Source organism: Pseudomonas sp. 2822-15 (assembly GCF_002742515.1).
Lineage (GTDB): Bacteria > Pseudomonadota > Gammaproteobacteria > Pseudomonadales > Pseudomonadaceae > Aquipseudomonas > Aquipseudomonas salomonii.
Genome location: NZ_LJRY01000183.1, coordinates 443,167 through 455,594, shown reverse-complemented (window position 1 = coordinate 455,594; position 12,428 = coordinate 443,167). Strand labels below are relative to the sequence as shown.

The 12,428-nt window shown below is 60.6% G+C and carries 10 protein-coding genes; 1 reads left to right on the top strand and 9 read right to left on the bottom strand.

Annotated features, from left to right (window positions below):
* Nucleotides 1-29: 29 nt before the first annotated feature.
* Entirely contained in the window at nt 30-1,139 is a 1,110-nt protein-coding gene (locus tag AOA59_RS14135; RefSeq protein WP_099487933.1) for an AGE family epimerase/isomerase, read from the top strand.
* Nucleotides 1,140-1,248: 109 nt separating this feature from the next.
* On the opposite strand, the gene AOA59_RS14130 is transcribed toward AOA59_RS14135, so the two are convergent.
* The 9 genes from AOA59_RS14130 to AOA59_RS14080 form a co-directional block, all read right to left on the bottom strand.
* The gene (locus AOA59_RS14130) at nt 1,249-2,154 is read right to left on the bottom strand and encodes a cation diffusion facilitator family transporter (protein ID WP_099487931.1); all 906 of its coding nucleotides are present in this window, start codon (nt 2,152-2,154) and stop codon (nt 1,249-1,251) included.
* A 187-nt stretch (nt 2,155-2,341) separates the two neighbouring features.
* A complete protein-coding gene (locus tag AOA59_RS14125) occupies nt 2,342-3,106 on the bottom strand; it encodes an SDR family oxidoreductase (RefSeq protein WP_056860507.1) in 765 nt (254 codons plus the stop codon).
* Nucleotides 3,107-3,917: 811 nt separating this feature from the next.
* Nucleotides 3,918-4,634, bottom strand: coding sequence for an ABC transporter ATP-binding protein (locus AOA59_RS14115; protein WP_069786861.1), 717 nt, complete (start codon nt 4,632-4,634; stop codon nt 3,918-3,920).
* Entirely contained in the window at nt 4,631-5,506 is an 876-nt protein-coding gene (locus AOA59_RS14110) for an ABC transporter ATP-binding protein (RefSeq protein WP_017136078.1), read from the bottom strand. The genes AOA59_RS14115 and AOA59_RS14110 overlap by 4 nt, the downstream gene beginning before the upstream one ends.
* Nucleotides 5,503-6,780, bottom strand: a complete 1,278-nt coding sequence (livM, locus tag AOA59_RS14105; protein WP_099487929.1) for a high-affinity branched-chain amino acid ABC transporter permease LivM — start codon at nt 6,778-6,780, stop codon at nt 5,503-5,505. Before livM ends, AOA59_RS14110 begins: the two co-directional genes overlap by 4 nt.
* Nucleotides 6,781-6,782: 2 nt before the next feature.
* Entirely contained in the window at nt 6,783-7,697 is a 915-nt protein-coding gene (locus AOA59_RS14100) for a branched-chain amino acid ABC transporter permease (protein ID WP_017136076.1), read from the bottom strand.
* A gap of 232 nt (nt 7,698-7,929) precedes the next feature.
* A complete protein-coding gene (locus AOA59_RS14090; RefSeq protein WP_065930657.1) occupies nt 7,930-9,066 on the bottom strand; it encodes a branched-chain amino acid ABC transporter substrate-binding protein in 1,137 nt (378 codons plus the stop codon).
* 374 nt (nt 9,067-9,440) lie between these two features.
* Complete coding sequence (locus AOA59_RS14085) at nt 9,441-10,724, bottom strand: FAD-binding oxidoreductase (RefSeq protein ID WP_099487925.1); 1,284 nt, start codon at nt 10,722-10,724, stop codon at nt 9,441-9,443.
* 144 nt (nt 10,725-10,868) lie between these two features.
* Nucleotides 10,869-12,359, bottom strand: a complete 1,491-nt coding sequence (locus AOA59_RS14080; protein ID WP_099487923.1) for an aldehyde dehydrogenase family protein — start codon at nt 12,357-12,359, stop codon at nt 10,869-10,871.
* Nucleotides 12,360-12,428: the final 69 nt, after the last annotated feature.

The window sequence follows — 12,428 nt, the reverse complement described above, 5'->3', positions numbered from 1 at the left end:
CTACACCTCTGCCGTGACGACGCCAGCCGATGCCCATCGCTTCCCAACCTTCCTTGAATGCCGTGCTCACGCACTTCCACACCCTGATCGTGCCGCTGTGGCAAGGCCCGGGCTGGAACGCCGACCTGGCACTGCCCTACGAGGCGCTGGGCGCCGATCACCAGCCATTGCCCCCGCAACGCTACCGCGCCATGGCCTGCGCCCGGCAGTTGTACCTGTTCGCCAGCCTGATCGGCGAGCCCGGTGCAGCGTTTGCCGAAGAGCGTGCAGCGGCGCTGTTTCGTTCGCTGCAACGGCACTTCCATGATGCCGAGCATGGCGGCTGGTTCTACAGCATCGACGCCCACGGCAAACCGCTGGACAAGCGCAAAGACCTCTACACCCACGCCTTCATCATCTTCGCCTGCGCCCACTATTGGGCCAAGGTACGCGAGCCATTGGTGGAGTCGGTACTCAACGCGGCCCTGGCCGTGGTCGCCGAACGTTTCGCCACCGGCGACGGCCTGTACGAAGCGGTGCTGGAGCGCAACTGGTCATCCCTCAAGTCCGGCCCCCTGCAAAATCCGCTGATGCACCTGGCCGAAGGTTTCCTCGCCACGCTGGCCGTGCGTGAAGACGCGGTCACACAGCATGCGCTGCTTGACCTCACCACGGCCCTGCAGAAGCGCTTCATCGACCGCCAGCACGGCGTGATGATGGAAAAACCGCTGGGCGCGGTGGATAACTGGTTTGAGCCGGGGCATCAATTCGAGTGGTTCTTTTTGCTCGAATCGTCAGACGTGCTGCGCGGCACCCCCTTGCATGCCTCGCTGACGCGTGCGTTTGCCTATGCAGAGCTCAAGGGTGTGGATAAGTTAAGTGGCGCAGTCAGCGGCATGCTCGCCCTGGACGGCAGCGTGCGCGACGGCACGCAACGGATCTGGGCCCAGGCTGAATACCTGCGGGCGCTGACCCTGCGGCCGGGCAGTGAGGCGGTGTTGCAGCGCCAATTGCTGGCGCTGCAACAGCACTTTTTGCATGAGAAAGGCTGGCACGAGTGCCTGGATGCCAAGGGCGCGGTGAGCCGGCGGGATATGCCGTCGACTACGCCGTATCACTTGGCGACCTGCTATCAGGGCCTGATCCAGCATCTGGGTTGACCTTCAGTGCCTCATCGCAGGCAAGCCAGCTCCCACACTTGACTGTATTCACACATCAAAATGTGGGAGCTGGCTTGCCTGCGATAGCCTCACCTCGGTCTAACTGACCTCACGCAACCCACTTGCGATCCCCGGTAAAACTGATCGTCAACCAGCGCGCCGCATCCGGCGTACCCAAGCCTGTGGATATCTCCTCGCGCAGCTCATCAAGCGTCGCGACGTTAGCCACCGGGTAATTGGCCGGCAACACCACATGAATCTCGATAAACCGCGCCCGCCCGTGCTTTTGCACGTACGACACGTAGTCATCGAAACCATGCCTGGCCTGGGCCGCGTCCATCACTTTACGCACCTTGTCGTCCAGGTGGTCCGGGGCGATGCCCAGCACCTCGCGCAACGCCGGGCGCAGGATCTTGAACGCCGGCGCCAGCATGCTCAGGGCCAGCAGAATCAGGATCAATGGGTCGACATACACCGCCCACTCGCCATAGCCCTGGGACTTGAGCAACAGCGCGGCAAGAAAGCTGATCAGCAAGCCCACCGACAGCATTGCGTCCACCAGCCAACTGATGTTGTCGAACTGGATCAGTGAAGATTTCAGCGTGCGATTGCGATAGCGCACGTAGAAGAAGTAGGCGAACTCGACCACGGTAAACACCGCCGCGTAGACGATCACCAGCCCCAATTCGATTTCACGCCCGCCATTGATAATGCCGAACACGCCGTTGAGAAACGCGTAGATCGCGATCAGCAACAGGAAGCTGCCTTCGATCAGCAGCACCATCGGCTCCAGGTGCCAGTAGCCGAACTGGAAGCGCTCGTTGCTTTTCTTGGCGATCAGCTTGGCCGTGATCAGCATCAACACCTTGATGGCGGTGGCGATCAGCGAGAAAAAGCCGTCGAACAGAATGGATTGGGCGCCGGATATCACACCCGTGACAATCCCGGCGATCGCGACCGCGAACATCAGAATCGTCGATTGTTTGAGCAGTGCCTGCTCACCTCGGTTACTCACATTTCCTCCCGTCAAAACCTTTAAACCGCACAGTGCGGAGGGGTTTTCAGGCGTGGAGTGTACCTTATGTCCTGTTTTGGCCGATTTGACGCCTTCGCAGGCAAGCCAGCTCCCACACGTGACCGAGTGAACCCGGTCAAGTGTGGGAGCTGGCTTGCCTGCGAAGGGCGCGACGCGGTCTTAAGCCTTACTTGGCCCCACGCTCAATCGCAAACCCAGCCCAGGTCTGGCTCACCGGCATCAGCTCCAACCGGTTGATGTTCACGTGCGCCGGGGTATTCATCACCCAGAAGATCGTGTCGGCAATGTCCTGCGGCTGGATCGGCTCGGCACCGGCATAGGTCGCGTCATAACGCGCCTGGTCACCGCCAAAGCGCACCAGCGAGAACTCGCTCTCACACAGGCCCGGCTCGATGTTGGTCACACGCACGCCGGTGCCTTGCAGGTCGCAACGCAGGTTCAGCGAGAACTGCTTCACGAACGCCTTGGAGCCGCCATACACGTGGCTGCCCGGGTACGGGTAGTTACCGGCGATGGAGCCCAGGTTGATGATGCCGGCGCCACGGCCATGGGCGATCAGGCGCGGCAACAGCAGGTTGGTGGTGGTCAGCAGGCCTTTGATGTTGGTGTCGACCATGGTTTCCCAGTCGTCGAGGCTGCACTTGGGCGCAGGGTCGGTGCCCACGGCCAGGCCGGCGTTATTGATCAGCCCGCGCAGCTTGGCGAACGACGGCGGCAGGTTGGCGATGGCCTCTTCCATACCCTTGCGGTCACGCACGTCCACCACCAGGCCATGCACTTCGGTCTGCTTGGAAAGCTCTTCGACCAAGGCATTCAAACGCTCAGCACGACGGCCGGTAAGCACCAGTTTCCAGCCGGCGTCGGCAAAACGCCGGGCGCAAGCTTCGCCGAAACCTGAGGTGGCGCCAGTAATAAACAGCGTGTCGGACATGGTGTTCTCCTTGCGGGCATCGGGAAAAAAACAGCCAGCAGAATGCCCTTACGCCGCGATTGCGGCAACCGCTAAGCGCATAACTTCATGCACGACTGGCTGTTTTTTGATCACCCCAAGCAAAGCCTTATAGAACGTGGCTTGCAGCCATATGCACGCAGGTTATCCACAGCTGCGCCCACAGTCTTTGGGGGCAAGTGTAAAAAGCCCCAGGCCGCTCTATACAAGGCTTACAGACGGTTTTAGAAAGTTTTTTGCTTGACCTTGGCCGGGGCGTATGTAGCCCAATGGCAAGAGGGAAAATCCGAACGATGGCTCCAGGCCAGTCATTCCGGCCCCTGCGGCGGTCTTTCCAGAGTTTAGTCACAGACTTATCCACAGGCTGATCCGACATAAATCAGTCATATACCTGTGTCTTTAAACAGGTTGACAAAGCCCTCGGCAGGCCAGCAAAAACCGGCTGATCAATAAACAACCACCACGCTGCAAGCCACGGTTTTAAAGGCTTGCAGCCAGCTACTCCCACGTTACCCACAGCCGGTTCCACAGCGGATGGGGACAAGTCAAAACTGTGACAAAACAGGGATTTGCGGCGGCTATATGTCGCGCTTTGGAGGGTCTGCGGATTTGTTTTCCACAATTTGGCAGGAGCACTGAAAACACCCCAAAAACACATGTGGATGATCGTTGGATGATCGTTCCCACGCTCCGCGTGGAAATGCAGCAAAGGACGCTCCGCGTCCCCAAGCGTGACGCGGAGCGTCACAAGAGGCATTCCCACGCAGAGCGTGGGAACGATCAGGGGCAGGGATCAATGCCCGCCGAGGTAGGCGTTGCGCACTTCCTCATTCACCAGCAATTCCTTGCCGGTGCCCGTCAGGCGAATCTCGCCGTTGACCATCACATAGGCCCGGTCCGACAGGCGCAGCGCGTGGTTGGCGTTCTGTTCCACCAGGAAGATGGTCATCCCGGTGGCCGCCAGCTCGCGCAGTGTGGCAAAGATCTGCTTCACCACAATGGGCGCCAGGCCCAGGCTCGGTTCGTCCAGCAACAGCAGTTTGGGCCGGCTCATCAGCGCGCGGGCGATGGCGAGCATTTGCTGCTCACCACCGGACATGGTCATTGCGCGCTGGGTGCGCCGCTCCTTGAGCCGTGGGAACAACTCGAACATGCGCTGCATGTCTTCCTGCGCATACTTGTCACCAATCGGGATGGTGCCCATCAGCAGGTTTTCCTCGACGGTCATGTCGGGGAACACCCGCCGCCCTTCCGGCGACTGCGCAATGCCGTTGGAGGCAATGTAGTGGGACGACTTGTGGGTAATGTCGACGCCGTTGTACAGAATCTGCCCGGACTCGGCGCGCGGCTGGCCGAAAATCGACATCAGCAGCGTGGATTTACCCGCGCCGTTGGAGCCGATCAGGCTCACGGTTTCGCCTTCGTTGATGTGCAGCGAGACTTTTTTCAGGGCCTGGATCGGGCCGTAAAACACGTCCAGGTCCTTCATTTCGAGGATAGGCGCACTCATACCAGCTCCTCTTCGTCTGCGCCCAGGTAGGCGGCGATCACTTTCGGGTCGTTGCGGATTGCATCCGGGCCGCCTTCGGCGATCACGTTGCCGTGGTCGAGCACCACGATGTGGTCGGAAATACTCATCACCATGCCCATGTCGTGTTCGATCAGCACCACCGTGAGGTCGTGTTCGTCGCGCAGCAGGCGAATCATCGCGCTGAGGGCTTCGGTTTCCTGCGGGTTGAGGCCCGCTGCCGGTTCGTCCAGGCAGATGATCTGCGGCCGGGTGCACATGGCGCGGGCGATTTCCAGGCGGCGTTGCTGCCCATAGGAAAGCTCACCGGCCAGGCGGTTGGCGCAATCCACCAGGTCCACCACTTCGAGCCAGTAAAATGCGTGGTCGAGGGCATCGCTCTCGGCCTTGCGGTAGCCCTTGGTGTTGAGGATGCCCGCCAGCATGTTGCGGTTGACCCACATGTGCTGGGCCACCAGCAGGTTTTCCAGCACCGACATTTCCTTGAACAGGCGAATGTTCTGGAAGGTCCGCGCCAACCCGGCGCGGTTGACCAGGTGGGTGCCGCCGAACATCTTGTAGTACACGCGGCTGAAGAAGCTTTTTGGCGAAACGAAGTCGACGGCCTTGAAGCGTTCGCCAAGCAACTGGATCACGTTGGTCTGCTTGCCGCGAATGTTCAGTTCGATCTTGCCGCCGCTGGCTTTGTAGAAGCCGGTGAGGCAGTTGAACACCGTGGTCTTGCCGGCGCCGTTGGGGCCGATCAGGGCGAAGATCGAGTTGCGTTTGACCTTGAGGCTCACGTCGCTCAAGGCCTTGATGCCACCGAAGTGCATCATCAGGTGTTCCACAGAGAGCACGACTTCCTTGCTCATGGCGCTACCCCCTTGCGTGGTGTCACACCGGTACGGCTAATGCGGATCAAGCCGCGCGGTCGCCAGATCATCATCACCACCATCAACACGCCAAACAGCAGCACGCGGTATTCAGAGAAGCTGCGCAGCAGTTCAGGCGCAACCGTCAATACGAACGCCGCAATCACCACACCCACCGTCGAGCCCATGCCGCCCAACACCACGATGGCCAGGATCAGCGCCGACTCGAAGAAGGTAAACGACGACGGGTTGACGAAGCCCTGGTAGCTGGCGAAGAACACCCCGGCCAGGCCCGCAGTCGAGGCTCCGATAGTGAACGCCGAGAGCTTGACCAGCACATGGTTCAGGCCCATGGAACGGCAGGCGATTTCATCTTCGCGCAAGGCCTCCCAGGCGCGGCCGACCGGCATGCGGGTCAGGCGGTGCTTGATGTACAGCACGGCCAGCACCACCAGAAACAGCACGATATAGATGAACATGAACTTGATGTTGGGGTTGTAATCGATGCCGAAGAACTCGTGGAACGGAATCCCGCCGTCCTTGGCCTTGCGCCCGAATTCCAGGCCGAGGAAGGTCGGCGACGGCACTGGCATACCGTTGGGGCCACCGGTGAACGACAGCCAGTTGTTGAGCACCAGACGGATGATTTCACCGAAGCCCAGGGTCACGATGGCGAGATAATCGCCGTGCATTCGCAGCACCGGGAACCCGAGTATGCAGCCCGCCAACGCCGCAGCGATGGCCGCCAGAGGCAAGACACTCCAGAAGCCCAGGCCCAGGTATTGATAACCGAGCGCCAGGCCGTAGGCGCCGATGGCGTAGAACGCCACGTAACCGAGGTCGAGCAAGCCGGCCAGGCCCACCACGATGTTCAGGCCAAGGCCGAGCAACACGTAGATCAGCCCGAGGATCACCACGGTCAGCAGGTACTTGTTGGCGAAGATCGGGAACACGATGGCGATCACGATCAATGCCGGGATGATCCAGCGCAGCCGCGACTTGTAGTCCGGCGGCAACACGTGCACGCCGGAGCCGCTGCTCTCGAAGCCCTGCAGGACCTTGATGCCCTTGGGGGTTTGCAGGAACAGGCTCAAGGCAAAGCGCCCGACCATCACAATGGCGACCAACGTGGCCACCCGCGCAGGTTCCAGGTTGAAGCTGTAGCCGTCGAGTACCACGCCGACGATCGGGCCGAACACGATCAACGAAATCAGCCCGGCAAGGACCGTATCGACCACACTTTTCTTGATATCGATAGATTTGGCAGCAGACATGTTTACACCTTAGCCACGAGTGGGCGACCAAGCAGGCCCTGAGGACGGAAGATCAGAATCACCACCAGCAGGGAGAAGCTGAACACGTCTTTGTAGTCAGAGTTGATCAACCCCGAGAACAACGACTCGGAGATACCCAGGATGATCCCGCCCAACATCGCCCCAGGCAGGGAGCCGATGCCGCCGAGTACCGCTGCGGTAAATGCCTTGATGCCGATGATAAAGCCGGCGTAGAAGTCGAAGGTGCCGTAGTTGAGGGTGATCAGCACGCCGGCCAGGGCGGCCATGGCGGCACCGATGACGAACACGTAGGAGATCACACGGTCGGTGTTGATGCCCAGGATCGAGGCCATCTTGCGGTCTTGCTGGGTGGCGCGGCACATGCGGCCGAGCTTGGTGTATTTGATGATGTAGGTCAGCAGGCCCATGCCGAGAAACGCGGCCACCAGGATAAACACCTTGGTGTAGGTCAACTGCACGAAGCCCGTGCCGATATCAACGCGCCAGGCGCCGGCCAGCAGGGTTGGAATACCTTGTTGTTTCGCGCCCTGAGCGATCTGCGCATAGTTTTGCAGGATCAGGGAGATACCGATGGCGCTGATCAGCGGTGCCAGTCGGGTGGAGTTGCGCAGCGGTTTGTAGGCGACACGCTCGATGACCCAACCGTACACGCCGGTGACGACCACGGTGAAGATCAAGGTGCCGAGAATGAGCAGCGGGAAGGATTCGATGCCGAAGTAAGCCAGCAGTGCCAGACTGATCGCCGCGAGGTAAGCGGAAATCATATAAACCTCGCCGTGGGCGAAGTTGATCATGCCAATGATGCCATAGACCATTGTGTAGCCGATGGCGATCAGGCCGTAGACCGACCCGAGGGTCAGGCCGTTGACCAGTTGCTGCAGGAAAATACCATCCATAACGCAATCTCACGCGGTGAGCACCTGCACACGGGAGGGTGCGCGGTGCTTCTGGAGGAAAAGACAGATATCGATATCAACACCACTCCCCTGTGGGAGCAGGCCCTGTGTGTGAGCTGGCTTGCCTGCGATTGCATCACCTGGGTATTACTGAAGTACCGAGGTGCCTGTATCGCAGGCAAGCCAGCTCCCACACAAGCCCGCTCACACATGGGTTATGTGGCGCTCAGGCTTACTTCTGCTTTTCCAGCTGGTGGTATTTGCCGTCTTTATCCCACTGGTAAACCACGTAGTCGGAGACTTTCAGGTCGCCCTTGGCATCCCAGGTTTTTTCACCCATCACGGTTTTCACCGGGTGAGCTTTCAGCCATTTGGCCGCGTCTTCGCCTTTGTTGGACTTGGCGCCGTTGAAGCCGGCGGCCAGGGCTTGCAGCGAGGCATAGGCATACAGGGTGTAGCCTTCTGGCTCGTAGCCGGCTTTGCGGAACTCTTCCACTACGGCCTTGCTGTCTGGCAGCAGACGCGGGTCGGCGCCGAAGGTCATGTACACGCCGTCTACGTATTGCTTGCCGCCAGCGGTGGCAACCAGTTCGTCAGTCACTACGCCGTCATCGGACATGAACTTGACGTCCTTGAGGCCGGCTTCACGAATCTGGCGAACCAGTGGGCCGGCTTCAGGGTGCAGACCACCGAAATACACGACGTCAGCGCCCAGAGAGCGGATTTTGGTAACCAGGGCGCTGAAGTCTTTCTCGCCACGGGTCAGGCCTTCTTCCAGCACTGGCTTGACGCCGCGCTTGGTCAGTTGGGCAGCGGTGGCATCGGCCAGGCCTTTGCCGTAGGTGTCCTTGTCGTTGATGACCGCGACTTTCTTGCCCTTGAGCACGTCGACGATGTAATCGCCGGCGACGATGCCCTGCTGGTCGTCACGACCACACATGCGGAACATGGCGCCCAGGCCGCGTTCGGTCACTTGTGGGTTGGTAGAGCCCGGAGTGATCGCGATGATGCCCGCTTCGTCGTAGACCTCGGAGGCGGGAATGGTATTCGACGAGCAGAAGTGCCCGACCACGCCGATCACTTTGTCCTGATCCGCCAGACGGTTAGCCACGGCTACGGCCTGCTTGGGTTCGCAAGCATCGTCACCGGCAACCAGCACGACTTTCTCACCGTTAATGCCGCCGGCCTTGTTGATCACTTCGGCTGCCGCCTGGGCACCCTTCATGTACTGCTCACCGAACGAGGCGTTGGCGCCGGTCATCGGCCCCGCAACGCCAATCTTCACATCAGCTTGAACAAACGCAGAAACACCCAACGCCGCTGCAACGGCGAGGGCCAGAAAACCTTTCTTGTAAAACGTCTGGGACATGAGTGGTGCTCCGAGGTTTTTGTTTATTGGCACTACGAATTCGCGTCAAACTTTCACAGGAAAGCCCAGAGCAAGGCGCGTGCCATTACTTTTTTATTCTTCAAAAAGACACGGTGTCATTGTTATTACAGGCGTTTCGACTCCCTTTGCCAGTACGTGCAACCGTCTAGCATCGAAAGGTGCAACCAATGGATCCAAAAAGTACAACCCTGGCAGGTCACACCTGCAACCGGATGCCTAAACGACAGTTCCTACAGCTGTAACAATGTGCGTAACGGAACTGCACATTTACAGTGCGTGATTGCTACGACTTGCACCAATACAGATTAGTAGCCTGCTAAGAAAATGCAGGCTTCTGACAGCTATTTCGCTGATCAGACCACGATCCGCAGGCATTGCCCGGCGTGATACAGCGAAAATCCGGCTTCATACAGGCAACTGCGCAGGCCCACCCCGGCCAGCGGTTGCATCGGCGCAAACGGAATCGGCAGCGCCTGTGGGTTCTGGTGACACAAGTAGTCGGCAAAGGCCTTGCCCACCACACTGCCAGTGGTCACGCCGCGCCCGTTATAACCGGTGACCGCGACCAGACCGGGTGCCGGCTCGAACAGGCGCATCAGGTGGTCCGGGGTAAAGGCGATGCAGCCGGTCCAGGTGCACTCCCACTGCACCGATTTGAGGTACGGGAAGTAATGCTGCTGCACCCGATCGGCCCACGCCTTGAGGAACCACGTCGGTTTCTGGTTGCCATTGCCCAGGCTGCCGAGTAACAAACGGCCATCCGCGTCGCGGCGGATACTGCTTAACACCTGGCGTGTGTCCCACGAGCCCTGCCCGCCGGGAAGGATGTGTTGCGCGGCTTCGTCCGTCAGCGGGGCCGAGGCAACCTGGTAGTAGTAACCGGGAAAGAAGTTGCGCCGCAGCTCGGTCCATTCGCCTTCGGTATAGGCGTTGGAGGCGATCACCACTTGCGCCGCCTGCACTGAACCCTGGGCGGTCTGCACCGACCAGACTGCACCTTGGCGTTCAAGCTGGGTGACCGGCGAATGATCGAACAACTGCCCGCCGAGCCCCATGGCGGCATTCGCCAGGCCAGTGGTGTAGGCCATTGGGTTCAGGGTGCCGGCACGCCGGTCCAGCAGGGCGGCGGCGATCTTTTTGGTGCCGGTGGCCTGTTCGCACGCCTGGCCCGTCAGCAGCTCGACGGGGGCGCCACGGCGCTTCCACTGTTCTTCGCGACTGCGCAAGTCCGCCTCGCCACGGGTGTTGTGCGCCATGTGCAAAGTGCCCTCACGGCGCAGTTGGCAATCAATTTTGTATTTGTCGATCAGGCTGAACACCAGCGACGGTGCCGCGCCCAGCATGCGGTTGAGCTGGCTGCCCACCGCTTCGCCGAAACCCGCTTCGATCTCGTCCGGCGGGATCCACATACCGGCGTTGACCAGCCCGACGTTACGCCCCGAACCGCCATGGCCGGTGCGATGGGCCTCCAGCACGGCGACGCTTTTACCTTGCTCCAGCAAGTGAATCGCGGCGGACAAACCGGTAATCCCGGCGCCGATCACGCACACATCGACCTTGACCTCGCCCTTGAGCGCGGCACGATCGGGCCGGCCTGGAGTGAGTTGTTCCCACAAACATGTTTCGCGTAGTGCCATTGCCAGACTCCGGGATGAGTTCACCACCGCTCGTTCCCACGCTCTGCGTGGGAACGTAGCCCTGGACGCTCCGCGTCCGCTTTTCGTGACGCGGAGCGTCACAGGATGCATTCCCACGCGGGAGCGTGGGAACGATCAGCCGAGTCAGTCGAAGGTAATGCCCTGCGCCAGCGGCAGCTCCAACGAGTAGTTCACGGTATTGGTCTGGCGACGCATATACCCGCGCCACGCATCCGAACCCGACTCACGGCCGCCGCCGGTCTCTTTCTCGCCACCAAACGCACCACCAATCTCCGCACCGCTCGGGCCGATATTGACGTTGGCGATGCCGCAGTCACTGCCTACCGCCGACATGAACTGCTCGGCTTCACGCACGTCGGTGGTGAAGATGCACGACGACAGGCCTTGCGGCACGGCGTTGTTCAGGCGCAACGCTTCGGTGAAGTCGCTGTAGCCCACCACATACAGAATCGGCGCGAAGGTTTCGGTGCACACCACGTCGCTTTGCTCGGGCATTTCCACGATCGCCGGCGACACGTAGTAGGCATTCGGGAACGTGTCTTCCAACTGGCGCTTGCCGCCAAACACCTTGCCGCCCTCGCTCAAGGCTTGCTCCAGGGCGTCCTGCATATTTTCGAAGCCGTGCTTGTCGATAAGCGGGCCGATCAGGTTGCCTTCCAGCGGGTGGCCGATGCGCACTTTGGAATACGCGGCTTTGAGGCGGGTGACGATTTCTTCCTTGACCGACTCATGGGCGATCAAACGGCGCAAGGTGGTGCAACGCTGGCCGGCAGTGCCGACAGCGCTGAACAGGATGGCGCGCACGGCCATGTCGAGGTCGGCGCTTGGGCCGAGGATCATCGCGTTGTTGCCGCCCAGCTCGAGGATGCTGCGGGCGAAACGGGCGGCGACTTTCGGCGCCACTTCGCGGCCCATGCGGGTGCTGCCGGTGGCGCTGATCAGCGCAACGCGCGGGTCATCCACCAAGGCGGCACCGGCGTCACGGCCGCCGATGATCACTTGGCTGAGGTATTCGGGGGCGCCGTCGAACTTCTTCAGTACGCGCTCGAACAATGCCTGGCAGGCCAGGGCGGTCAGCGGGGTCTTTTCCGAGGGTTTCCAGATCACCGAGTTGCCGCACACCAGCGCCAGCGTGGTGTTCCACGCCCACACCGCGACGGGGAAGTTGAAGGCGCTGATCACGCCGACCACGCCCAGCGGGTGCCAGGTTTCACGCATGTGGTGGCCAGGGCGCTCGGAGGCGATGGTCAAGCCGTACAACTGACGGGACAGGCCCACGGCGAAGTCGCAGATGTCGATCATCTCCTGCACTTCGCCCAAGCCTTCCTGAGTGATCTTGCCGGCTTCCCACGACACCAGCTCGCCCAGGTCGGCTTTATATTCGCGCAACACATCGCCAAATTGGCGCACCAGCTCGCCGCGACGCGGCGCCGGCACCTTGCGCCAGGCCTCGAATGCATGCTCGGCGCGACTGACCTGCTGCTCTACCTGCGCGGCACCTTCCCAGTGCACATTGCCGATACAGCTGCCATCAATCGGCGAATGCACGGGCTGTTTGCCCGACTGGTACAGCGCCGGGTTCACCCCGAGACGATCAAGCAATGCGGCAACCATGGGTCACTCCTTCAAACTCAAACAGAAAATTCGCGCCGCCACAGACACGGCGATCCAGACCTTATTTGT